The 24685-nt window shown below is 37.3% G+C and carries 26 protein-coding genes and 1 pseudogene; 15 read left to right on the plus strand and 12 right to left on the minus strand.

What is annotated here, in order from left to right; all coding sequences use genetic code 11:
- From purH to purE, 10 genes and pseudogenes are all read right to left on the minus strand, one after another.
- Window positions 1–394, minus strand: a pseudogene (purH, locus tag HMPREF2937_RS07595) (bifunctional phosphoribosylaminoimidazolecarboxamide formyltransferase/IMP cyclohydrolase); the annotation flags it as partial.
- 17 nt (window positions 395–411) lie between these two features.
- Window positions 412–978, minus strand: coding sequence for a phosphoribosylglycinamide formyltransferase (gene purN, locus HMPREF2937_RS07600; protein ID WP_023015953.1), 567 nt, complete (start codon window positions 976–978; stop codon window positions 412–414).
- Window positions 975–2015 carry a phosphoribosylformylglycinamidine cyclo-ligase gene (gene purM, locus HMPREF2937_RS07605; protein WP_070864329.1) on the minus strand — a complete coding sequence of 347 codons (1041 nt, stop codon included), beginning with the start codon at window positions 2013–2015 and terminating at the stop codon, window positions 975–977. The genes purN and purM overlap by 4 nt, the downstream gene beginning before the upstream one ends.
- 4 nt (window positions 2016–2019) lie before the next feature.
- The gene (gene purF / locus HMPREF2937_RS07610) at window positions 2020–3441 is read right to left on the minus strand and encodes an amidophosphoribosyltransferase (protein WP_002480500.1); all 1422 of its coding nucleotides are present in this window, start codon (window positions 3439–3441) and stop codon (window positions 2020–2022) included.
- A complete protein-coding gene (gene purL / locus HMPREF2937_RS07615; protein ID WP_070864330.1) occupies window positions 3420–5609 on the minus strand; it encodes a phosphoribosylformylglycinamidine synthase subunit PurL in 2190 nt (729 codons plus the stop codon). The genes purF and purL overlap by 22 nt, the downstream gene beginning before the upstream one ends.
- Window positions 5602–6273: a phosphoribosylformylglycinamidine synthase subunit PurQ gene (gene purQ / locus HMPREF2937_RS07620; RefSeq protein ID WP_002480498.1), complete on the minus strand. Its 672-nt coding sequence runs from the start codon at window positions 6271–6273 to the stop codon at window positions 5602–5604. The genes purL and purQ overlap by 8 nt, the downstream gene beginning before the upstream one ends.
- On the minus strand, window positions 6273–6533 hold the full coding sequence (purS, locus tag HMPREF2937_RS07625) for a phosphoribosylformylglycinamidine synthase subunit PurS (RefSeq protein ID WP_002480497.1): 261 nt from the start codon (window positions 6531–6533) through the stop codon (window positions 6273–6275). The genes purQ and purS overlap by 1 nt, the downstream gene beginning before the upstream one ends.
- Window positions 6533–7237, minus strand: a complete 705-nt coding sequence (gene purC / locus HMPREF2937_RS07630) for a phosphoribosylaminoimidazolesuccinocarboxamide synthase (RefSeq protein ID WP_070864331.1) — start codon at window positions 7235–7237, stop codon at window positions 6533–6535. Before purC ends, purS begins: the two co-directional genes overlap by 1 nt.
- Window positions 7237–8364, minus strand: coding sequence for a 5-(carboxyamino)imidazole ribonucleotide synthase (purK, locus tag HMPREF2937_RS07635; RefSeq protein WP_002480495.1), 1128 nt, complete (start codon window positions 8362–8364; stop codon window positions 7237–7239). Before purK ends, purC begins: the two co-directional genes overlap by 1 nt.
- Window positions 8351–8833: a 5-(carboxyamino)imidazole ribonucleotide mutase gene (purE, locus tag HMPREF2937_RS07640; protein WP_002480494.1), complete on the minus strand. Its 483-nt coding sequence runs from the start codon at window positions 8831–8833 to the stop codon at window positions 8351–8353. The genes purK and purE overlap by 14 nt, the downstream gene beginning before the upstream one ends.
- A 208-nt stretch (window positions 8834–9041) precedes the next feature.
- On the opposite strand from purE, the gene folD reads away from it, so the two are divergent.
- Window positions 9042–9902 (plus strand): bifunctional methylenetetrahydrofolate dehydrogenase/methenyltetrahydrofolate cyclohydrolase FolD, encoded by an 861-nt coding sequence (gene folD / locus HMPREF2937_RS07645; RefSeq protein ID WP_002480493.1) that lies wholly within the window; start codon window positions 9042–9044, stop codon window positions 9900–9902.
- Between the two features lie 138 nt (window positions 9903–10040).
- On the opposite strand, the gene HMPREF2937_RS07650 is transcribed toward folD, so the two are convergent.
- Together HMPREF2937_RS07650 and HMPREF2937_RS07655 are read right to left on the minus strand one after the other, a co-directional pair.
- Complete coding sequence (locus HMPREF2937_RS07650; protein WP_060803894.1) at window positions 10041–11117, minus strand: M42 family metallopeptidase; 1077 nt, start codon at window positions 11115–11117, stop codon at window positions 10041–10043.
- 160 nt (window positions 11118–11277) lie between these two features.
- On the minus strand, window positions 11278–12426 hold the full coding sequence (locus HMPREF2937_RS07655) for a globin domain-containing protein (RefSeq protein WP_002480491.1): 1149 nt from the start codon (window positions 12424–12426) through the stop codon (window positions 11278–11280).
- A 541-nt stretch (window positions 12427–12967) separates the two neighbouring features.
- Here HMPREF2937_RS07655 and HMPREF2937_RS07660 point away from each other — a divergent pair.
- From HMPREF2937_RS07660 to arsC, 14 genes are all read left to right on the plus strand, one after another.
- Window positions 12968–13285 (plus strand): DUF5011 domain-containing protein, encoded by a 318-nt coding sequence (locus HMPREF2937_RS07660; protein WP_002480490.1) that lies wholly within the window; start codon window positions 12968–12970, stop codon window positions 13283–13285.
- Between the two features lie 300 nt (window positions 13286–13585).
- Entirely contained in the window at window positions 13586–14698 is a 1113-nt protein-coding gene (gene qoxA / locus HMPREF2937_RS07665; protein WP_002480489.1) for a cytochrome aa3 quinol oxidase subunit II, read from the plus strand.
- On the plus strand, window positions 14698–16680 hold the full coding sequence (gene qoxB / locus HMPREF2937_RS07670) for a cytochrome aa3 quinol oxidase subunit I (RefSeq protein WP_002480488.1): 1983 nt from the start codon (window positions 14698–14700) through the stop codon (window positions 16678–16680). Before qoxA ends, qoxB begins: the two co-directional genes overlap by 1 nt.
- The gene (qoxC, locus tag HMPREF2937_RS07675; RefSeq protein ID WP_070864332.1) at window positions 16673–17275 is read left to right on the plus strand and encodes a cytochrome aa3 quinol oxidase subunit III; all 603 of its coding nucleotides are present in this window, start codon (window positions 16673–16675) and stop codon (window positions 17273–17275) included. The genes qoxB and qoxC overlap by 8 nt, the downstream gene beginning before the upstream one ends.
- Window positions 17272–17562, plus strand: coding sequence for a cytochrome aa3 quinol oxidase subunit IV (gene qoxD / locus HMPREF2937_RS07680; RefSeq protein ID WP_070848692.1), 291 nt, complete (start codon window positions 17272–17274; stop codon window positions 17560–17562). Before qoxC ends, qoxD begins: the two co-directional genes overlap by 4 nt.
- A 144-nt stretch (window positions 17563–17706) precedes the next feature.
- Window positions 17707–18615 carry a ribonucleoside hydrolase RihC gene (gene rihC / locus HMPREF2937_RS07685; protein ID WP_070848691.1) on the plus strand — a complete coding sequence of 303 codons (909 nt, stop codon included), beginning with the start codon at window positions 17707–17709 and terminating at the stop codon, window positions 18613–18615.
- Window positions 18616–18696: 81 nt separating this feature from the next.
- Window positions 18697–19446: a DeoR/GlpR family DNA-binding transcription regulator gene (locus HMPREF2937_RS07690; RefSeq protein WP_002480483.1), complete on the plus strand. Its 750-nt coding sequence runs from the start codon at window positions 18697–18699 to the stop codon at window positions 19444–19446.
- 204 nt (window positions 19447–19650) lie between these two features.
- Window positions 19651–20082, plus strand: a complete 432-nt coding sequence (locus tag HMPREF2937_RS07695) for an RpiB/LacA/LacB family sugar-phosphate isomerase (protein WP_002480482.1) — start codon at window positions 19651–19653, stop codon at window positions 20080–20082.
- 17 nt (window positions 20083–20099) lie between these two features.
- A complete protein-coding gene (gene lacB, locus HMPREF2937_RS07700; protein WP_070864333.1) occupies window positions 20100–20615 on the plus strand; it encodes a galactose-6-phosphate isomerase subunit LacB in 516 nt (171 codons plus the stop codon).
- Window positions 20615–21562: a 1-phosphofructokinase family hexose kinase gene (locus HMPREF2937_RS07705; protein ID WP_002480480.1), complete on the plus strand. Its 948-nt coding sequence runs from the start codon at window positions 20615–20617 to the stop codon at window positions 21560–21562. Before lacB ends, HMPREF2937_RS07705 begins: the two co-directional genes overlap by 1 nt.
- A complete protein-coding gene (gene lacD, locus HMPREF2937_RS07710) occupies window positions 21559–22494 on the plus strand; it encodes a tagatose-bisphosphate aldolase (RefSeq protein WP_023015960.1) in 936 nt (311 codons plus the stop codon). The genes HMPREF2937_RS07705 and lacD overlap by 4 nt, the downstream gene beginning before the upstream one ends.
- A gap of 111 nt (window positions 22495–22605) precedes the next feature.
- Window positions 22606–22926, plus strand: coding sequence for an ArsR/SmtB family transcription factor (locus HMPREF2937_RS07715; RefSeq protein ID WP_002480478.1), 321 nt, complete (start codon window positions 22606–22608; stop codon window positions 22924–22926).
- Complete coding sequence (gene arsB, locus HMPREF2937_RS07720; protein WP_057510231.1) at window positions 22923–24212, plus strand: arsenite efflux transporter membrane subunit ArsB; 1290 nt, start codon at window positions 22923–22925, stop codon at window positions 24210–24212. Before HMPREF2937_RS07715 ends, arsB begins: the two co-directional genes overlap by 4 nt.
- Before the next feature lie 15 nt (window positions 24213–24227).
- Window positions 24228–24629, plus strand: coding sequence for an arsenate reductase (thioredoxin) (arsC, locus tag HMPREF2937_RS07725; RefSeq protein ID WP_070864334.1), 402 nt, complete (start codon window positions 24228–24230; stop codon window positions 24627–24629).
- The last annotated feature ends 56 nt before the right edge of the window (window positions 24630–24685 follow it).

Below are 24685 nucleotides of genomic sequence, written 5' to 3' on the forward strand. Positions count from 1 at the left end.
CACGTAACATTGTCGGACCACCGATATCAATGTTTTCAATCGCATCCATTTCAGTTACGTCAGGGTTTGCGACAGTTTCTTTAAATGGATAAAGGTTCACGACAACCATGTCGATAAGATCGATGCCTTTTTCTTTTAATTGTTGTAAATGTTCAGGTTTATCGCGATCAGCTAAAATACCGCCATGTACTGCTGGGTGTAATGTTTTTACACGGCCATCCATGATTTCATCAAATTTCGTTAAATCAGAAACTGATTTTACAGGAACACCCGCTTCATCTAATGCACGCTTTGTGCCGCCTGTAGAATACAACTCATAGTCTAATTCAACTAATGACTTCGCGAAGTCTACAATGCCAGTTTTGTCTGATACACTTAAAATTACTTTTTTCATGTTAGAAATTGCCCCTCTTATCGAATAATTTTTGCGATGACTCTAGGATAAAGTTCATATTCTAAATTTTTAATACGTTCTTCTAGTTGTGCTTTTGTATCATCTGGATAGATGTCGCATTGACTTTGTTCAATGATTTCACCTGTATCCATGCCACTGTCTACATAATGAACAGTAGAACCTGTCACTTTATCTCCACTTTCAAAGGCTTGACCAATTGCGTCAATGCCTTTGTATTTCGGTAATAAAGCCGGATGAATGTTTAAAATACGGCCTTCATACGCATTCAATAAATCTGGACCGATTAAACGCATATAGCCTGCAAGTATAATCCATTCCACTTCTTCTTCTTTTAACAATTCTAATAAACGTTGTTCATAATCACTTTTAGAATCAAAAGTTTTAGGAAGTGTCACATGGACAGGAATGTTTAATTTCTCTGCACGTTCAATCGCGAATGCATCGTCGTGATCAACATAAAGCGCTGTGATTTCAATATTATCTAATCTGCCGTCTTGAACTCGTTGTGCAATATTTTCAAAGTTGCTGCCAGAACCTGACGCAAAGATGGCTACTTTAGTCACGCTTTAACCCCCGTTAACTCGATAGGTTCTTCTTTACCTTCAACGATTTTACCGATTTTGAACGCTTCAACATTTTGACCTTTTAAGATATCTAATGTTTTATCTGCGTCCGCTTCATCTACAACTAATGTGAAACCAATACCCATGTTGAAGATATTGTACATTTCTTCAGTTGCGATTTTGCCTGCTTCTTGTAACCAATCGAATACTTTAGGTGTATTGAATGATTGAACGTCAATTTCAGCAGTGACACCTTCAGGTAAAGCACGTGGAATATTCTCATAGAAACCGCCGCCTGTGATATGTGTCATCGCATGCAATTTCACTTGTTCTTTCACAGCTAATACAGGTTTAACATATAAACGAGTCGGTTCTAAGAAAGTGTCTAAATACGTACGACCATTATCGAATTCAGCATTTAAATCAACGCCTGATTCTTTAATTAAATGACGTACTAAGCTGTAACCGTTAGAGTGAATACCGCTTGAAGCTAAACCGATAATTACTTGTCCTGGTTTAACTGTTGAACCATCGATGTATTCATCTTTTTCAACTGCGCCCACTGCGAAACCAGCTAAATCGTATTCACCTTCATGGTACATTTCGCCCATTTCAGCAGTTTCACCGCCGATTAAAGCTGTATTTGTTTCTTCACAACCATCGCTGACACCTTTAACAATTTGTTCGATGACTTCAGGTACAACTTTGTTTGTTGCGATATAGTCAAGGAAATAAAGCGGCTCTGCACCTGTTGTTAAAATATCGTTGACACACATAGCCACTGCATCGATACCGATTGTGTCATGTTTGTCGTGATCAATCGCAAGTTTCAACTTAGTACCGACACCGTCTGTACCAGAAACTAAGACAGGTTTTTGCATGTTTAATTGTGATAAATCAAACGCTGCACCGAATCCTCCTAGTCCACCTAGTACTTCTTTACGCATTGTACGTTGCACATGGCTCTTCATTCGCTCAACTGCTTCATATCCAGCATGAATATCCACACCGGCATTTTTATAAGAATCTGCTGCCACAGCTTTACACTCCTCTTCTTTTCAGTTCTTTAACTTCTGGTAATTGATGATCTACAATTTCAATTGGATAATTGCCTGTAAAGCAAGCGTCACACTCGCCTTTTGAGTCAAATTCTTTAAACACTTCATGCATGCCTTCTACAGATAAATACGTAAGTGAGTCTGCACCAATCATGTCTTTGATTTCGTCGACACTATGTTGTGCTGCCATTAATTCTGCATGTGTAGACACATCGATACCGTAATAACATGGATCGACTAATGGTGGTGATGAAATACCCATATGCACTTCTTTCGCACCAGCAGATTTTAATGCTTTCACAATGTATTTACTTGTCGTACCACGCACAATAGAGTCATCAATGACAACGACACGTTTGCCTTCAATGACGTCTCTGATCGGCGCATGTTTCATACGTACTTGTTTTTCACGAACGCTTTGGTCTGGTGTAATAAACGTACGGCCGATATAACGGTTTTTCAATAAACCTTGTTCGTTTGGAATACCTGAGTATTCAGAGAAGCCTTTTGCTGCTTGTAAAGATGAATCTGGTACACCGATAACAATATCAGCGTCAATACCCATCTCACTTGCTAACTTCTTACCTAAAGCTTTACGCACATTATAGATAGAGTGTTTATGGAACTCTGAATCTGGACGTGCAAAGTATACATATTCCATTGAACACATATTATGGTGAATTTGGTTCGTGTACGTATCATAATCTATGTCATGGTCACCGCTGAATGTAATTAATTCACCCGGTTCGATGTCACGAATATATGTTGCACCGATTGCTTGGAACGCACATGTTTCACTTGCGACACAATACGCACCATCTACTTCACCTAACATGAGTGGACGTACACCATTGTTATCTCTAACCGCAGCAAGTTGATTAGTATTCAGCATGACACAGCTGAATGCACCTTTAACTTGATTCAATGCTGCTTTTTGGTTTGATTTAATGCTTGGAGATTTGCCTCTGATTAATAAATGCGCTAATACTTCTGAATCACTTGTTGTTTGGAAGACGCTGCCTTCAGATTCTAAAGCCTTACGAATTTGGACAGCATTCGTTAAGTTACCATTATGCGCAAGTCCTAAATCACCTTTTGAATGCTTGAACAAGAAAGGTTGAACATTGGCGATTTCACTGGCACCTGTTGTCGCATAGCGTACATGTCCAATCGCATGTTGGAATCCTTGTAAAGATTCTAATTGCGCGTCTGAAATAGCTTCAGTTAATAAACCCATGCCGCGTGCCCCAAACAGCGATTCGCCGTTTGAGCACACGATCCCAGCACCTTCTTGACCACGGTGTTGCAGACTATGCAACGCCATATAAGTTAAAGTTGCTGCATGGGGGTGATTCCAAATTCCAAAGACTCCACATTCTTCGTTTAATCCGCGGATGTCATACATTGAGGAATTGCTCCTTCCCAAATTTCGTTTAACGTCGACACGTTTTCTTCTACAGTTGTTTGACCGTTTGTAACTTTGAACTTGTCATCCTCAGTGATAGTTCCGATTTCTTGTGCATTAGGAATATCTAATGATTGTCCTGCTTTAACTGCAACAATGTAACGACCTTGTGATTCACTGAATAATTGTGCATCAGTCACGTCTAATGTTGCATCTACACCTAAACCGTAGTGTGCACTGATTCGAGCTAACGAAATCAATAAGCCGCCTTTACCGACAGTTTGTACATGAGACGCTTTGCCGCTTCTGATTGCTTCTTTGATTTGTTCGCCTTTTTCAACTTCATTTGATAAGTCAAGTGCTTCTGATTCATGGTTGACTTTACCATATAATAATTTTTCGATTTGGCTGCCGCCGAAGTCATCGCGTGTTTCACCAACAACATACAATTTATCGCCTGCATGTGGGTGGAAATCATTTAAGTAATCGATGTCTTCAATTAAGCCGACCATACCTACTACAGGTGTTGGGAAGATAGAAGTACCTTTTGTTTCGTTATAAAGTGAAACGTTACCTGAAACAACTGGTGTTTTCAGAACTTCACATGCTTCTGCCATACCTTTTGTAGAATCAGTTAATTGTTGATAGATTTCTTTTTTCTCTGGTGAACCGTAGTTTAAGCAGTCTGTCATTGCTAATGGTGTTGCACCTACAGCAATTAAGTTGCGGTATGCTTCAGCAACGACCATTTTACCGCCTTCGTATGGTTGGTTGAATACATAACGTGCTTCGCCATCGATTGTAGAAGCGATTGCTTTGTTTGTACCTTCAACACGTACTACAGATGCTTGTAAACCAGATTTAACAACTGTGTTTGCACCAACTTGTTGGTCATATTGTTCGTATAAATAACGTTTTGACGCAATTGTCGGATGTGCTAATAATTTATGGAATACATCTTTAACATCTACATTGCTGTAGTCGTTTTTAGATGTGTTATATTCTTTTGCTTCACCTTCTAAAATATACACAGGTGACTCATCTGCTAATGGTTGTACTGGGATGTCTGCATAAACTTCATCATCATAAGTTAATACGAAACGATCTGTATCCGTAACTTCACCGATAACAGCACTATCTAATTCACGTCTGTCAAATAAGTCTAAGAATTTTTGTTCCGTACCTTTTTCAACAACAAGCAACATACGTTCTTGTGTTTCAGAAAGCATCATTTCGTATGGAGAGATTCCTTCTTCACGTACAGGTACTTTTTCTAACTGCATGTGTAAACCACTGCCGCCTTTAGCTGCCATTTCCGAAGAAGATGATGTTAAACCAGCTGCACCCATATCTTGGATACCGATTAATTCTGGGTAAGTAATTGCTTCAAGTGTTGCTTCCATCAATTTTTTACCTACAAATGGGTCACCGATTTGTACTGATGGACGTTTGCTTTCACTTTCTTCACTTAATTCTTCAGATGCGAAAGTTGCACCATGGATACCGTCACGGCCTGTTTTTAAACCAACGTAGATGACTGAGTTGCCGACACCTTTAGCTGTACCTTTTTGGATTTTATCGTGATCAATGATACCTACGCACATTGCGTTAACTAATGGGTTACCATCATAGCGTTCATCGAATTCGATTTCACCTGCTGTAGTTGGGATACCGATACAGTTACCGTATCCGCCGATACCTGCTACAACACCACGTAATAATGTACGGTTTTGGATTTCATCTAATTCACCGAAACGTAAGCTGTTTAATAAGTTGATTGGACGTGCACCGATTGATACGATGTCACGAATAATACCGCCGACACCTGTTGCTGCACCTTGGTAAGGTTCAATCGCAGATGGGTGGTTATGTGATTCAACTTTGAATACAACCGCTTGGTTATCACCGATATCTACAACACCAGCACCTTCACCAGGTCCCATTAAGACATGTTCGCCTGTTGTAGGGAATTGTTTCAAGAATGGTTTTGAGTGTTTGTATGAGCAGTGTTCACTCCACATTACAGAGAAAATACCAATTTCAGTAAAGTTTGGTTGACGACCTAAAATTTCGACAACTTTATCATATTCAGCGTCTGTTAATCCCATATCACGGTATAAATGTTCTGATTTAATTTCTTCGATACTTGGTTCAATAAACTTAGGCATTTTGTTCCCTCCAACTATTTACCATTGACTCAAATAATTTCACGCCATCGTCTGTTCCTAAAATTGATTCTAATGCACGTTCTGGGTGAGGCATCATGCCGCACACATTACCTTTTTCGTTAACAATACCAGCAATATCGTGGTAAGAACCATTTGGATTATCTTTATATTTCAAGATAATTTGATTATTATCTTCTAATTCTTTGTACATCTCTTTTGTGCAGTAGTAGCTGCCTTCACCATGTGCAACTGGGTATACTACTGTTTCACCTTCAGCATATGCTTTTGTGAATGGTGTGTTGTTATTTACAACTTCTAATGATTCGTTACGGCTCACAAATAAATGTGAACTGTTGTGTAATAACGCACCTGGTAATAAACCGATTTCTGTTAAGATTTGGAATCCGTTACATACACCTAATACTGGTTTGCCTTCATCTGCAAAACGTTTCACTTCTTTGATAACTGGTGCAACACTCGCCATCGCACCTGAACGTAAGTAGTCACCAAATGAGAAACCGCCAGGGATTAACACCCCATCAAATCCTTCTAATGATGTCTCACGATAATCAACATACTCTGCGTCTACGCCTGTTTTCAAAGCTGCGTTCAACATATCTCTGTCACAGTTTGATCCAGGGAATACAAGTACTGCGAATTTCATTATGCATTCTCCTTTTCGTCAACTACTTTATAGCTGTACTCTTCAATGACTGTGTTCGCAAATAATTTTTCACTTAAAGTTGTAACGATATTATGAACCGCTTCATCTGTTGCTTCGTCCACTGTCATGTAAAGTAATTTACCTACACGGATATCATTCACTTGGTTATAGCCTAAGTCATGTACGGCACGGTTAAGTGCTTGTCCTTGTGTATCTAATACCTGTGGTTGTAATGTGATGTGCAATTCGATAGTTTTCATTATTTAAGATCCTCCAGTTTATTTAAGAAAGTTTGATAAGTCTCGATAATTGAACCGCGGTCTTCACGGTATACGTCTTTGTCAAAATTAGTGTCACTGTCTTTTTCCCAAATACGGCAAGTATCTGGTGAAATTTCATCTGCTAAAAGAATTTGACCATCTTTTGTACGGCCGAATTCTACTTTGAAGTCAATCAAACGTAAGTTGATACTATCAAGCAATTCAACTAACGCTTTATTAACGCCTAATACCATTTCTTTCAATTGTGCAATTTCTTCAGTTGTTGCGATGTTTAATAATCTTACATGGTCATCTGTCACTAAAGGGTCATTTAAAGCATCATTTTTATAGAAGAATTCTACAAGTGGTGTTTCAAATTTTTGTCCTTTTTCAAAACCTAAGAGTCTTGTGATAGAACCTGCCGCAATATTACGTACGACCACTTCTAACGGAATGATTTCTACAGATTGAACAAGTTGTTCAGTCTCAGACGTTTGTTTGATAAAGTGGCTTTTGATGCCTTTTTCTTTAAGGTGTTCAAACAAGATTGAAGTGATTTTATTATTTAAGCGGCCTTTACCGTCAATATGGTCTTTTTTCGCACCATTGCCGGCAGTCACTTCATCTTTGTATTCCACGCGTAATACGCCGTCTTCATCTGTTGAGAAAATTCGTTTTGCTTTACCTTCGTATAATAATGACATTATTTTGCTCCTCCTCTAAAGGTTGCCAACATGTCTTGTTCAGTTTTATCAATGTCATCAGTTAAAACTGTCATGTGACCCATTTTTCGTGCTGGTTTTCTAGATGCTTTGCCATAAATATGAACATGCCATTCAGGATGATCGCCGAATTCATCTTCAAGTAAATCTAAATCCTTACCAAGCAAATTCATCATGACAGCTGGTTTTAAAATTTCAATGCGTTCTGGTAATTTTTGACCCGTAACCGCTAAGATGTGTGTATCAAATTGTGAGAAGTCACAAGCTTCAATAGAATAATGACCAGAATTGTGAGGTCTTGGTGCAATTTCGTTTACATATAAGTTGTTATCTTTATCAATAAAGAACTCTACTGTAAATGTACCCACAAAATGCACTTTTTCTTTAATTTTATCCACTTCTGCACGTGCTTCTGCTTCTTTATCAGAACGTGCGGGTACGATTGTTTTAAATAAAATTTGGTGACGATGTTCGTTTTCTTGTAATGGGAAATAAACGATTTGACCGCCATTTCCAATTGTCACAGTTAATGACACTTCTTTATAAAGGTCTAAGAATTTTTCTGCTACACATTCTTGTACTTTGATTAATGATTCAGCCTCTGCTAAATCTTCTTCTGAACGTACTAGCACTTGACCTTTACCGTCATAACCGCCGAAACGCGTTTTCACCATAAATGGATAACCTAATTTTTCAACAGCATGCTCTAAATCTTCAGCATTTGTGATTTGTGCATACGGAACGATTTTCGTACCTGCTGATTCTAATGTTTGTTTTTCAGTTAAACGGTCTTGCAATAAATGGATGGCTTGATAGCCTTGAGGAACATTAAATTCTTTTGTGAGTGTTTCTAATTGATCTGCAGCAATGTTTTCAAATTCATATGTTACAACATCAGAAGCTTCACCAAGTTGTCTTAATGCATCTAGGTCATCATAAGCTGCATTAATAAATTCATGTGCTACATATTGACATGGTGCTTCTTTGTCTGGATCTAAGACGATGACTCTAAAGCCCATTTTTTGAGCAGATTGTGCCATCATTTTGCCAAGTTGTCCGCCGCCAATAATACCGACAGTTGATCCAAACTTTAATTTACTGAAGTTCACTTTGCATCTCTCCTACTTTATCTACTAGTGATTGCTGATAAGCTTCTAATTTCTCTTTCACTTCATCGCTTTGAATACTTAAGATTCTCGCTGCAAGGATTCCAGCATTTTTCGCACCTGCTTTACCAATTGCAGTAGTTGCAACTGGAATTCCGCCAGGCATTTGGACGATTGAAAGTAATGAATCTAAACCTTTCAAACTCTTAGATTCAATCGGAACGCCGATTACTGGTAATGTCGTCATTGAAGCAACCATACCAGGCAAGTGTGCTGCACCGCCTGCGCCTGCAATAATAACGTCATAACCGTTCAATCTTGCTTCTGTCGCAAAATCAAACATCAGTTTTGGTGTACGATGTGCTGAAACGACTTTCTTATCGTACGGGATTCCAAATTGATCTAACATCTGACAACTTTCTGACATCATATCCCAGTCAGATGAGCTGCCCATAATAACTGCCACTTTCAAATTGAACACCCTTTCAATTATTTGAAATTTTAATCTAGTAAGTTGTATATTACAGATATAGCATAACAAATCAAGTCATGCTTTTTCAATCAAAAATCGAACTTTCTCATGAAAATTCAATTAAAATTCCGGATTTTCATGTAAAATAGTTGTATTACACTTCAAAACACTAATGAAAGTTCGAAAAATTATTAGGAGGAATTTACACATGGTTGCAAAAATTTTAGATGGCAAACAAATTGCTAAAGATTATCGTCAAGGATTGCAAGATCAAGTTGAAGCGTTGAAAAAAGAGGGCTATACGCCGAAACTATCAGTTATTCTTGTAGGTAACGATGGCGCAAGCATGAGCTATGTAAGATCAAAAAAGAAAGCTGCTGAAAAAATCGGCATGATTTCTGAAATTGTTCATTTAGAAGAAACAGCTTCAGAAGAAGAAGTATTAAATGAATTAGAACGTTTAAACAACGATGACTCTGTCAGCGGTATCTTGGTTCAAGTACCTCTTCCAAAACAAGTCAGCGAACAAAAAGTTCTAGAAACTATCAACCCAGCAAAAGACGTTGACGGTTTCAACCCAGCAAACATCGGTAAATTGTATATTGATGAACAAACATTCGTACCTTGTACACCACTAGGTATTATGGAATTATTGAAAAATGCGGATATTGATTTAGAAGGTAAAGAAGCAGTTGTTATTGGACGTTCTCATATCGTTGGACAACCTGTTTCAAAACTATTATTACAACAAAATGCGACAGTGACTATCTTACACTCTCGTTCAAAAGACATGAGCAAACATCTTAAAAATGCAGACGTTATTGTCAGCGCTGTAGGTCGTCCAGGTTTAGTCACAAAAGACGACGTTAAAGAAGGTGCAGTTGTCATTGATGTGGGTAACACACCAGATGAAAACGGCAAACTTAAAGGTGACGTTGAATATGATGAAGTAAAAGAAATTGCTGGCGCAATCACACCAGTTCCAGGCGGCGTTGGCCCAATGACAATTACAATGGTGTTAAACAATACGTTATTAGCTGAAAAAATGCGTAGAGGTTTAGATAAATAAAATCTTAACTTTTCAGTAAAGGTACATTGAGGGGTACCTAAAGAAAAGAGCGGTCGGCTTGCTTTCATGTTGAAGCAAGTACCGACCGCTCTTTTTTATTTATAATCATTTGCGTGAAATAGACGATTGAAAAATGGTTTACCAAATAATTTGTTCGATTGTTTCGTCGTCTAGTGATTTAGCGATTTCTGTCACTAATTGTACAGCGTTCAAGTAGTCTTGTTTATGCATAACAGAAACATTTGAATGCATGTAACGAAGCGGAACACCCACAACGATTGAAGGAATACCTTCATGTGCTAAATGGATACTGCCTGCATCTGTGCCGCCGCCTGGTGTTGTATCCCATTGGATTTCAATACCTTTGTCTTGTGCTACTTTTTTCACGTGCTTTCTAAATCCAGAATGACCGATTGCTGTCGCGTCCATAAGTACGACTAATGGTCCTTTGCCAAGTTCAGCTTCATGATCACCGCCGCCCATTCCTGGTGTATCATAAGCAATGCCGACATCCACCGCAATAGCTAAATCTGGTTTGATTTTATTCGCCGCAACTTTCGCACCACGTAAACCAACTTCTTCTTGAACAGTTGCCCCTGATACTAAGTTAACGTTGATTGCGTCGTCTTTTAAGTTGTTTAAAGTATCTACAGCAAGTGCACAACCGAAGCGATTATCAAATGCTTTTGCTGTTAAGTAGTTCTCATCACCTAATACTTCGAACTCAGAGTATGGTGTTACCATGTCACCGATATCAATACCAAGTTTTTCAGCTTCTTCTTTTGAAGCTACACCTACATCAATAAACATATCCTTGATATCAATTGGTGTTTTACGTTGTTCAGGCGTTAAGACATGTGGAGGTTTAGAACCGATGATCCCTCTGATCTCTTTGTCATCATCTGTTGTTACAGTTACTTTTTGAGATAACATTACTTGGTTCCACCAACCACCGACAGGTGTGAATTTCAAATAACCTTTGTCGTCGATTTTAGTTACCATAAATCCAACTTCATCTAAATGACCGGCAAGCATTAAAGTTTTTGAACCTTTCTCTGCTTTTTTCTTTCCGAAGATGCCACCTAAATTATCTTCAACCAGTTCATCTGAAACAGGTTTCAAATAATCTTTCATCAGTTGTTTTACTTTGTATTCGTGACCGGCAATTCCGTTCACGTCTGTTAAGTCCTTTAATAATTTAACTGTTTTATCCATGAATATGTCCCCCTTCTTTTCTTATCATCATATCAATATTCAAGACGTGTGAACACTTTTTATGCTCGATTCATGAACCAAACAAAAAGGAGCTGTCTCTTCCGAAAATTCGGAATGAACAGCTCCTTCTCTATCATTCAGATTATTATTTCAGTAAAAATTAAACGTCTACGCTTAAACGTGGAATGAATGTTTCGAAATGAATTTGTGATTTATCTAAACCTAATTCATATAATTCATTGACGATTGATTTCAAGAATGAAATACCGCCACATACATAAACTTCTGTATCTTCTGTAACATACTGTTTTAAATCTTCTTGAGTGATGTAGCCATTTGATTTGCGATCATGGATTTCATAAGTCACATTATCATTTTCTGCTGCATCGTTAGATAAACGTTGTGAGAATGGTACATCATTAACATCAGTTGTATTATGAATGAATTGAATGTTCGGTACACCGACTTCAATTGCTTTTTCATACATTGACACTAATGGTGTTACACCAATACCTGATGCTAAGAATAATTGGTTTTTGTCAGTGTTATGCAATCTGAATGCACCTACTGGCGCAGTTAAGTTGATATCATCTCCAACTTTTACTTCGTCATGCAAGATAGTTGAAACTTCACCTTCACTGTCTTCAGAAACATCACGTTTAACTGCGAATGTTAACGTATCTTCGTCTCCGCCAACGATTGAATAGTGACGTTTTGCTCTGTATGGTAATTTATCACTTGAAACATCAACTGTAATATATTGACCTGCTTCAAAGTTGCGTAAATCATATTTATCTGATGAAACTGTAAATGCTTTAATATCTGAAGCGACATTTTCAATATTTGTAACTGTGAATGGTTGGAAACCATCCCATAACATTTCAGCATACATGTCTTTCTCTACTTGAATGAATACATCTGCAATTTCCCAGTATGCGTTAATCCAAGCTTGAATCACTGGATCTTCTTCTTTTAAATCTAAAACGTGCATAATTGCTGCGATTAAATTTTCACCAACAATTTTGTAACCTGATTCAGGTACTTGTAATGCAACGTGTTTGTAAGCAATCTCTTTAACTACAGGCATAATTGCACCTAACTGTTCAATGTTTGCTGCTGCAGCTAAGACTGTTTGAGCTAAGGCTGTGGATTGCAAACCTTTTTTCTGGTTAGTTTGGTTGAACATGTTGCGTAACTCTGGGTGTTCATTGAACATTCTATTGTAGAAGAATGACGTAATTTCCACACCTTTTTCTTGAAGAACTGGTACTGTTTGTTTAATAATATCCATATCTTTTTCAGATAACATTTAACTTCACTCCCTCTTCGACTCAATTTCATCATAATACGAATATGACGAAATTAAAACAATTAAGAACCTAGTTCACATAATAGACAATTTTATTTCATATTTCTTCATATTCTTTTCACAATTAAGTATAAACAATATGACAAACTTAAAACGTATTATAATGATTTTTATTTAAAGCATTCTTCTTACATGTGCGGGACTCAAAATCCCGTGTTAGTAATGAAATAAAGTACGACCCACATTATTATTTAGCATAAATCCCTCCTTTAACTTCTTTCCTATATAGTGTTTCTAAATATTCCCGCTTTTTTCTCAGTAAATATTTGACAACTGAGAAAACTTAACGTTATTTTAATCTGATTTTCATAATTATTCTGTAAAATTAGTCTTGTAATAAAGATTAGGTCCGTAGTAGGATGTAATAAAGAAACAAACACGGTATATTGAACCTAATACAAAGTTCAATCGCAAATATTCGTGATTGAACTGATTAATATGACGCTTTAATGATTAGCCATTGAATACGGAGGTCTAAACAATGAACAAACTATTACAGTCACTTTCAGCACTTGGTGTGTCTGCTACATTAGTAACACCCAATTTAAACGCTGAAGCTACAGATAACTCTGTACCAAAGCTTAAAGGTGTTGAAGATGCGATTATTCAAAAAGGCGAAAATTACAACTTACTGAATGGAATCAGCGCTTATGATAAAGAAGACGGAGATTTGACTGATCAGATTATCGTCAATGGTCATGTCGATACAAATAAAATTGGTAAATACAAAGTCGAATATCAAGTCATTGATTCAGATGGAGCGAAAGATATTTCTGAACGCTACATAGAAGTCAAGTAACTTGTCGATAAAATCTATTTAAAAATAATTATTTTGTTTTTTGGCGCTAGCGCTTTCAACCCCTTAATTGATAAGCATTCTCAACTACAGCGCCCTTTTTTGTGCTTTCTGTCATTTTTGTCAGTATTCACAAAATGGACACATAAATTTAACAAATCTGTGAAAGCCCGTCAGGCCTAGTGTCTGTAAGGCTTTCTTTATTTTTATGTAAAAAAGTTGCGGATACCCACTTGTAAATATTGCATAATAAACTAAAATTATTGTTAAGCCCTACAATTGTAGTATTAGGAGGTCAATAAAGTGTCAAAAATTAAGTCTTTGCTTCTATTGTTCGGCTCACTGATTTTACTCAGTGGTTGTGAACATATGGAAGTACTTAACCCAAAAGGGCCAATGGCAAGCAGTTTAAAATGGCTGATCATTTATTCAATCATCTTTATGCTTGTTATTGTTGCGGTTGTATTTATTCTATTCGCTGTATTTGCTTACAAATACCGATACACAAATACAACACAATCAGGTAAAGTACATCACAGTGCTTTATTAGAAACTATTTGGTTCACCGTACCATTTATCATCTTACTTGCTTTGGCTATTCCAACAGTCAAAACACTTTATGAGTACGATGCACCGCCTGCAAAAGACAAAGACCCTGTCGTCGTTTATGCAACAAGCGCAGGTTTCAAATGGTTCTTTGCTTATCCAGAGCAAAAAATTGAAACAGTGAATCACATTACGATTCCAAAAGATCGTCCGATTGTATTCAAGTTGCAATCTATGGATACAATGACAAGTTTCTGGATTCCACAACTTGGCGGTCAAAAATATGCAATGACTGCAATGACAATGGAATGGACATTAGAAGCTGACCAAGAAGGTACGTTCCGTGGACGTAACTCAAACTTCAATGGTGAAGGTTTCGCTCGTCAAACATTCCCAGTACATGCAGTAAGCAACTCAGAATTCAACAAATGGGTAGAAAAAGCTAAGAAAGAACCTAAACTTTCTCAAGATACTTTCGATAAACAATTACTACCTACAACTAAGAATGAAGAGTTGACATTCAGTGGTACTCACATGGACTTCGTAGATCCAGCTGCTGACCCTGAATACATCTTCTACGCTTATAAACGTTTCCATTACACTCCAAAAGATCCAAACTTCTATGATGTAACTGAAGGCGTATTAAGCAAACCAGATTCAAAATATCCTGCTCGTAAATCTCAAATTACAAACGCTATGTATAAGAGACACGGTATGGATGCTATGATCTTACCTAACGACAAACCATATAATAATGAATTCAAGAAAGAAGAATCTCATAATATGGACGAAATGGAAAAAGCTCAAAAAGGCGCTAAAGATGAAAAAGCTGAAGAGCTTAACAAGAAAAATCATGGAGGTGAACATTAATGAATTTCCCATGGCATGAATTACTCGTTCAAGGTAACTGGATGATCACAATGGCACAAATTGGTGCGCCATTCCTAGTTATCGGGGTAATCGCAGTAATCACGTACTTTAAGTTATGGAAATATCTTTACAGAGAGTGGTTTACAACAATTGACCACAAGAAAATCGGATTAATGTATCTGATTTGTGCTGTATTAATGTTCGTCCGTGGTGGTATTGATGCAATTTTAATTCGTACGCAATTAACAATTCCGAACAACCCGTTCTTGGAATCAAACCACTATAACGAAATCTTTACAACACACGGTGTTATCATGATCATCTTCATGGCAATGCCATTCATTTTCGGTTTATGGAACGTAGTTGTACCTTTACAAATTGGTGCACGCGACGTTGCATTCCCTGTAATGAACAACATTAGCTTCTGGTTATTCTTCGGAGCAATGTTACTATTCAACATGTCATTCATCATTGGTGGTTCACCTGCTGCAGGTTGGACAAACTATGCACCACTTGCTGGTGAGTTCAGTCCAGGTCCTGGTGTTAACTACTACCTATTAGCTATTCAGCTTTCAGGTATCGGTACATTAATGACAGGTATTAACTTCTTCGTAACAATTTTACGAATGAAAACACCAACTATGAAATTTATGGAAATGCCAATGTTCACAGTAACAACTTTCGTTACAGCATTGATCATTATCCTAGTATTCCCTGTATTCACAGTTACATTAGCATTGATGACAATTGACCGTATCTTCGGTACTCAATTCTTCACAGTTGCTAATGGTGGTATGCCAATGCTTTGGGCTAACTTCTTCTGGGTTTGGGGGCACCCTGAGGTTTACATCGTTGTCCTTCCAGCATTCGGTATTTTCTCAGACGTTATTTCAACGTTCGCACGTAAACACTTATTCGGTCATAAGAGTATGATCTGGGCAACATCAGCAATCGCATTCTTGAGTTTCTTAGTATGGGTTCACCATTTCTTCACTATGGGTAATGGTCCTTTAATCAACTCATTCTTCTCAATCTCAACAATGTTAATCGCTGTGCCTACCGGTGTTAAAATATTCAACTGGTTAGCTACGCTATACCAAGGTCGAATTTCTTTCGAATCGCCAATGCTATTCTCATTAGCGTTCATCCCAACGTTCACAATCGGTGGGGTAACAGGGGTTATGTTAGCAATGGCTTCAACAGACTATCAGTACCATAATACGTACTTCTTAGTAGCCCACTTCCACTACACATTAGTTTGTGGTGTTGTGTTCGCTTGTTTAGCAGCACTTATCTTCTGGTATCCTAAGATGATGGGTTACAAATTGAATGAACGCTTGAACATTCCGTTCTTCTGGTTATTCGTAATCGGATTCAACGTATGTTTCATGCCACAATTCATTCTTGGTTTAGACGGTATGCCACGTCGTTTATACACTTACATGCCATCAGATGGTTGGTTCATGTTAAACGTAATTTCTACAATCGGTGCACTATTAATGTCAATCGGCTTCTTATTCTTAGTAGCTAACATTGTTTACAGTCACCTTAAATCACCACGTATCGCTTCAGGCGACTCATGGGGTATCGGACGTTCACTTGAGTGGAGTACTGCTTCATCAATTCCACCAGTGTACAACTTCGCAATCACTCCAGACTGGGATGATTTAGACACATTTGTAGATATGAAAAAACAAGGTCGTCATTACTTAGACAACCATAATTATAAAGATATCCACATGCCGAACAACACACCAGTTGGTTTCTTCATGGCTATCTTCTTAACTGTTGGTTGCTTCTTCTTAACATTCGAAACTATCGTACCAGCGATTATCTGCTTAATCGGTACATTAGGTACAATGATTTACAGAAGTTTCCAAGTCGACCATGGTTACTATATCCCAGCTTCTGAAGTAGCTGCTACTGAAGCAAAACTTCGTGAAGCTCGTGAAAAAGAACGGGAGGCTGAAAGTCATGCATGATACAAAAACAATTGATGCGCAATCGCATGAAGGTAATTTGAACAAGTTTGGCTTCTGGATCTTCCTAACAGCTGAATTCTCTTTATTCGGTACACTATTTGCGACGTTGCTTATCATGCAACACGGCGGTGATTACGCTGGTAAGTTAACAACTGATTTATTCGAAATGCCTTTAGTATTATTAATGACATTTGCGTTATTAATCAGTTCATATACATGTGGTATTTCAATTTATTACATGAGAAAAGAAAAGCAAAAACTAATGATGATCTGGATGATTATCACAGTATTGCTTGGTATCTTATTCGTAGGTTTAGAAATTTACGAGTTCGCACACTATGCACACCAAGGTGTAACACCACAAATCGGTTCTTACTGGTCAAGTTTCTTCATCTTGTTAGGAACACACGGTGTCCACGTTTCGTTGGGTATCGGTTGGGTGATTTGTCTATTAATCCAAGTAGCAATGCGTGGACTTAATAAAGACAATGCGCCAAAATTATTTATCGTAAGTTTATACTGGCACTTCTTAGATGTTGTTTGGGTCTTCATCTTTACTGCAGTATACTTGATAGGGATGGTGTATAGCGGATGAATACAATAGCAAAACATACAGTTGGCTTTATTGCCTCAATTGTCTTGACACTATTAGCAGTATACGTGACGATTTACACATCTTTAGCACTTAACGCTAAGATTACAATTATCTTTGGATTTGCTTTCATCCAAGCTGCCCTTCAATTATTAATGTTCATGCATTTAACTGAAGGTAAAGATGGACGCACACAATTATTCAAAGTTATCTTCGCCATTATCATTACCCTAATTACTGTTATCGGTTCTTATTGGGTTATGGTCGGCGGACACAGTGCTCATATGTAATATCAGTATTTATATGATGCACAAAAAACTGGCTGGGGTTTCTCCCCTGCCAGTTTTTTTATACATAATTTTAGACTATTTTGCAGAAGGATTATAAAATATATAAGTAGCTTATTTTATTTTTAAAAGGAGGAAGAAAGAGATATGACAACCCCTATTATCATAGATACTGATCCAGGTATTGATGACGCAGCAGCTATTAGTATTGCGCTGAATCATCCTGAGATTGATGTGAAGATGATTACTACCGTACATGGTAATGTCAATATAGATAAAACTACACGAAACGCCCTACAACTCAAAGCATTCTTTGAAAGCGATGTTCCAGTACATCGTGGTGCAGTCGCACCTTTAATCAATGCACCGATTGATGCTTCTCACGTACATGGTGAAACAGGTATGGGTGGTTATGAACTTCCAGAACCCTCACCAGAATTACTTGCCTCTAATCGAGCTATAGAAGCTATGCGAGAAACTATTCTAGAATCTGATGAGCCCATTACACTTGTGCCAATTGGTCCTCTAACAAATATCGCTTTGCTTTTTAAAACGTATCCAGAAGTTAAATCTAATATCAAAGCGATTGTTTTAATGGGTGGCAGTGCTGGACGCGGTAATGTTACACCTGCTGCTGAATTTAATATCTACTGTGATCCTGAAGCTGCAGATATTGTCTTTAAAACAGGTCTCCCTATCACAATGGTTGGACTTGATGTAGCAAGAGGTGCTAGTTTATCAAGTACTGCAATCAACGAGTTGAAATCTATTAATCAAACTACCCATATGTTGTATCATATGTTTAATCATTACCACGGCGATGAATTCGATACAGGCATTGCTGTATACGATGCTTATACCATGCTTTACCTACTGCATCCAGAACACTTTAAAACTGCAGATGCAGCAGTTGCGATTGAATTAAACGGCACTTACACACGCGGTGCTACTGTTGTGAATTACAATGCTCAAGAAAAGTCAATAAACGTTGTTTTAGCAGTAGACAAAACTCGCTTTAAACAGCTGTTCTTTGAGGCACTCTCATATGCAAAATAAAACTAAATATGGTACATTCCCAATAAATTATTATGCTATAATAATGACGAAATCGAAAAAATATACAGGTTGTGAAATATAATGAATTTAAAAGAAGCGCGACATCAAAAAATACTATCCATCTTAAAAGAAAACGGAAGCGTCAGCGTCAGTTATTTATCTAATGATATGGACGTGGCTGCAATGACTATCCGACGTGATTTAAAAGAGCTTGAACATAAAGCCTTGCTTGTACGTGTTCACGGCGGAGCTGTCTTACCTCATACCTTTTATAACGAGCTTGCAAATGAAGAAAAACAACAGCTGAATAGTGATAAAAAACGTATGATTGCTGAAAAAGCCAGCCGACTGATTCAAAATGAAGATACGGTATTTATTGGCTCAGGTACAACAAATGAAGCCATCTTCCCTTTCATTAAAGATATGCGTTTACATATCATTACCAATTCACTGTATATTTTCGAACAATATGAAGGCTTAGAACATATGGATATTGTTTTAATCGGTGGCCGTTATCGAAAGAAAACAGGTTCATTTATCGGACGTCTCGCAAATACAATGCTGGAGTCATTACATATTGATAAAGCATTTATTGGCGTCAATGGTATCAGCGATAATGATGCGACAACTGCGAATGAAGAAGAAGGAAAAGCCAATGAAATTATTTTGAACCAATCTTCGAAGAAATATCTTGTTTCGGACAGTTCAAAATTCAATACACGTGCTTTTTCAGTTTTCTATCAAATCGATCATTTAGATGCGATTATTACTGATAACGATATTTCGCAAACAATCAGAGAGAATTATCAAAACTATACTGATATCTTATAATTTAATACGAACATTAACGCACACGAAACGTGTGCGTTTTCTTTTTGTCTAATTATTGAAATATCCCCTCTTATCTTCTTATAAATTCCCTTTTATCAATAGATTTACTTATTTTTTACAATCTATCAAATTGACAAATTACCCCTTGAAGTGTATATTCTAGATAAGAACAAAATCAAACATTTTCGAACAGGAGGATTTATTATGTCTATTGTTATTCATAGTGATTCACAGTCAAAAGAATTAAAAGATTTCATTTTAGAATCTTTAGCAGATGCTGAGTACGAAATCGAGGACTTATCAGTAAACAGTAAAGCAACTAACATTGCTGAAATTACACTTGAGGTTACTAAATATGTCCAAGAACACGAAGGTACTAAAGCCATTGTCATCGACAAATACGGTATTGCACCTTTCAACTTTGCGAACAAACAAAAAAATATTATTGCAGCAACGGTTTCAGATGAGCAATCAGCAAAAATGACTCATAGACACAATAATACAAACGTTATCGTATTAGGTAGCGAAGTTGTAGGTAAATTAAACGCATTAAACTGCGTAAAAGCATTCTTAAAAGCAGGCTACGACGCTGGACGACACCAAATCAGAGTAGATATGTTGAATTCTTTATGTTAATAGGAGGATATTAAATTATGAAAATTGCTATTGGTTGTGACCATATTGTTACAAATATTAAAGCAGAAGTTGCTACTTATTTAAAAAATAACGGACATGAAGTTATTGATGTCGGTACTTATGACTATGTACGTACACACTACCCTATCTACGGTACACGTATCGGTCATTTAGTTGCTACAGGTGAAGTAGACTTTGGTGTTGCATTATGTGGTACTGGTGTAGGTATTAGTGCAAGTGCAACTAAAGTACCTGGAACTCGTGTTGCATTAGTTCGTGATGCAACAAGTGCACGTTTAGCAAGAAGCGAATACAACTGTAATGTCATCGCAGCTGGCGGTATGGTTACAGGTGTTGACTTAATCAAAAACATCGTTGATACATTTGCAGAAACAGAATATGAACCAACTCCAGAAAAAGAAACGATTATCAAAGCAATGGATGAAACTTTAAAACCTGAAGATGTTCATTACACTCCAGATATGTTCGATGATTTCTTAACTAAATGGAATAACGGAGAATATCACGACTAATGACATTCAAACTATTAACCGTTACATTAAATCCTGCAATTGATATCAATTACCCATTAGAACACTTCGAAATCAATTCAGTTCAACGTGCAACCGAGGATTACAAATCAGCTGGCGGTAAAGGCATCAACGTAGCACGTGTTGCGAGTGAACTAGGAATTGATGTTACATGTACAGGAATTATCGGCGGTAAATTCGGCGAGTGGTTAACTAACAACTTAGATGAAACAAAAATCCAACATGATTTCACTGTTTCTCCAGCTTCAACTCGTTTATGTATCGCCGTTACAAGCGAAAATAGTCAAACTGAAATTCTAGAAAGCGGTGCATTGCAACCAGAAGAAATTCAAATCCGCTTCTTAGAACACTTCAATTCGATTATCTCTAACTTTGACTTAATTACGATTTCAGGCAGCTTACCTAAAGGCTTCCCTGAAGACTATTACGTCAAATTGTTAGAAGTCGCAAATGAACAGAATGTACCAGTTTGTTTAGATACTTCAGGACAAGTATTAAACTATACTGTTAATCATTCAAAACATTGCCCTCCTCTCTTAATCAAACCAAATGATGAAGAGATCAAAGCAATTACTAATTCAGACAACATCGACTTAGCCAATCAATTATTAGACGAAAGCTTAGCGCATATTCCATATATCTTATTATCTTTAGGTAAAAATGGTGCATTACTACGTCATGAAGCACAAGTCTATAACGTTGATATTCCTAAAGTCGTTGCGATTAACCCAGTAGGTTCTGGAGATAGCAGTTTAGCTGGTTTCAGCTATGGCATCTCTAAAGACGCTTCTATCCAAGAATCAGCAACATACGCTATGGCTGCTGGTATTTCCAATGCATTAGAAGCACGAACTGGCCACATTGACTTAAATAACTTTGAGAAATTCAGTAATCAAATAACTATTGAAAAGGTGGAGCATTCATCATGACAAAATCAATTAAACCTTTATTAAACGACAAAAACTACATCGCTGCATTAGCAATCGACCAACGTGGCGCTTTAAAACGCTTATTAGGTGAAGATGCTAAAACAGAAGATTTAGAACAATTCAAAGTACATGTATCTGAAGAGTTAACACCATACGCTTCAAGTATCTTATTAGACCCTGAATATGGTCTTCCAGCAACTAAAGTTCGTGCTAAAAATGCTGGTTTATTATTAGCTTATGAAAAAACTGGTTACGATGCTTCAGAACCAGGACGTTTACCTGACTTATTAAATGTATGGTCTGTTAAACGTTTAAAAGAAGCTGGCGCAGATGCTGTTAAATTATTAGTTTATGTTGACATCGACGAAGACAAAGCAATCAACGATCAAAAAGAAGCTTTCGTTGAACGTGTTGGTGCTGAATGTGTAGCTGAAGGTTTACCATTATTCTTAGAAATCGTTTCTTATGACGCTAACAACGCAGACAGCGGTTCTGAAGAATATGCGAAAGTAAAAGCACACAAAGTAAACGAAGCAATGAAAAAATACTCTGAACCTCGTTTCAACGTAGACGTATTAAAAGTAGAAGTTCCTGTAAACATGAACTATGTTGAAGGTTTCGGTGAAAAAGCATTATTCACTAAAGAAGAAGCTGCTCAAGCATTCAAAGAACAAGCTGCTTCAACTAACTTACCTTACATCTACTTAAGCGCAGGTGTATCTGCAGACTTATTCCAAAAAACTTTATACTTCGCTAAAGAATCTGGTTCTACATTCAATGGTGTATTATGTGGCCGTGCTACATGGAGAGGTGCTACTGATCACTTCTCAGAAGGCGAAGATGCTGTTGTAGAATGGTTCCGTACTGAAGGTAAAGCAAACATCGAAAGCTTAAACAAAGTATTAGATGAAACTGCTAACCCAGTTAAATAATAAATCGAATCACTATCTTGCCTAGCAACCAAAAGTTGCTAGGTTTTTTTATGTTTTCTATATAGACAGTTATCTATATAGTTGATACTCTATTAAAGAAAGGATGATTTAATGGACTATCAAACATTATCTACATACTTAAAAGCGATATCGAGCCCTATTCGCTTAGAAATACTCAATTTACTGTCTTGTGGGGAATTATGTGCTAATGATTTATTGACCTACTTTCAAGTGACACAACCTACCTTAAGTCATCATATGAAAGCTTTAATGGATAATCATTTAGTTAATAAACGCCAAGATGGTAATAAACATTATTATCATTTGAATACAGAAACCTATACTTCCCTCTTAGATCAACTCCATGATATAGGTACATCTCAACCTAGTTGTGCATGTCACAACATTCATAAAGGAGTAGAACGACTTTGACTTTTCTAGCCATTACGATTTTTATACTTACCTTAATTTTTGTGATATGGCAGCCTAAAGGGCTGGATATTGGTATTACAGCGCTTGTAGGTGCTGTGCTTGCCTTGATCACTGGTGTTGTCACATTAAGCGATGTCGGTGAAGTGACACAGATTGTATGGAATGCGACACTCACATTCATCGCTTTAATCATCATTTCTTTAATCCTTGATGAGATTGGCTTCTTTGAATGGGCAGCTTTACACATGGTAAAAGCATCACAAGGTAACGGGATTAAGATGTTTGTTTATATCATGTTATTAGGTGCTGTGGTTGCGGCACTTTTTGCCAATGATGGTGCAGCATTAATATTAACGCCTATCGTTCTTGCGATGGTGCGACATTTGAACTTTAATCAACGTGTAATTTTTCCGTTCATTATCGCAAGTGGTTTTATTGCGGATGCGACTTCCCTACCGTTGGTCGTTAGTAACCTAGTCAATATTGTCTCTGCTGACTACTTTAATATTGGTTTTGTTGAGTATATGAAACATATGATGCTCCCTAACCTTTTTGCGCTTGTAGCCAGTATTATCGTGCTTTATCTATATTTTAAGAAAGCCATCCCAACACATTTCGATGATACAACACTCAAGTCACCCCGTAGTGCGATTAAAGATGATAAGTTATTTAAAATAGCTTGGATTGTGCTTTCAGTATTACTCATAGGTTATGTCATCAGCGAGTCATTAAATATTCCTGTATCATTCATCGCAGGCGTAGTTGCGTTAGCTTTCTTAGTACTCGCAAAAGGCTCTAAAGCTGTACACACAAAACAAGTTATTAAAGGCGCACCTTGGAACATTGTCTTATTTTCACTTGGTATGTATTTAGTTGTCTTCGGACTTAAAAATGTAGGCATTACTGCGTTGTTAGGAAACATCATAGATAACTTCTCACAACATGGTTTATTGAGTGGTATTATGGGCATGGGCTTCTTATCAGCTGTCTTATCCGCAATTATGAACAATATGCCAACTGTCATGATTGATGCGATTGCGATTAATCAAGCACATGCCTCAGGTATCATCAAAGAAGGTTTAATTTATGCGAATGTGATCGGTTCTGATTTAGGGCCGAAAATGACCCCTATCGGTTCGCTCGCAACATTACTTTGGTTACATGTTCTAGCCCAAAAAGGCGTCAAAATCTCATGGGGGGTTTACTTTAAAACAGGTGTGATTGTGACATTACCTGTCCTATTCATCACACTTATTGGTCTATATCTCTCACTACTACTTAATTAGAAAAGAGGAACACATATGGATAAACCTATTATTTACTTTATTTGTACAGGCAATGCATGTCGCAGCCAAATGGCAGAAGGTTTCGGAAAAGTGATACTTGGTGACGACTGGACTGTTATATCTGGAGGGATTGAAGCACATGGTGTGAATCCTCTTGCGGTTAAAGCGATGCAAGAAGTTAACATTGATATCAGCGATCAAACCTCTGATAAAATCGATATTGATTTATTAAACAAAGCCAAACTCGTTGTGACGTTATGCGATCATGCGGAGGCACATTGTCCTGTCGTCCCTAAGCATGTTAAAAAAGTACATTGGGGCTTTGAAGACCCTGCCGGCAAAGATTGGTCTGTTTTCCAAAAGGTCAGAGACCAAATTGGTCAACGTATTCTGCAGTTTAAAGATACGAAGCAATAACTTTCAAACATATATTCTATACCAACTTATATAACAAAACCCCTCAGAAAATTCTG

The organism is Staphylococcus sp. HMSC061G12 (genome assembly GCF_001838465.1).
In the GTDB taxonomy this organism is placed as follows: Bacteria; Bacillota; Bacilli; order Staphylococcales; family Staphylococcaceae; genus Staphylococcus; species Staphylococcus simulans.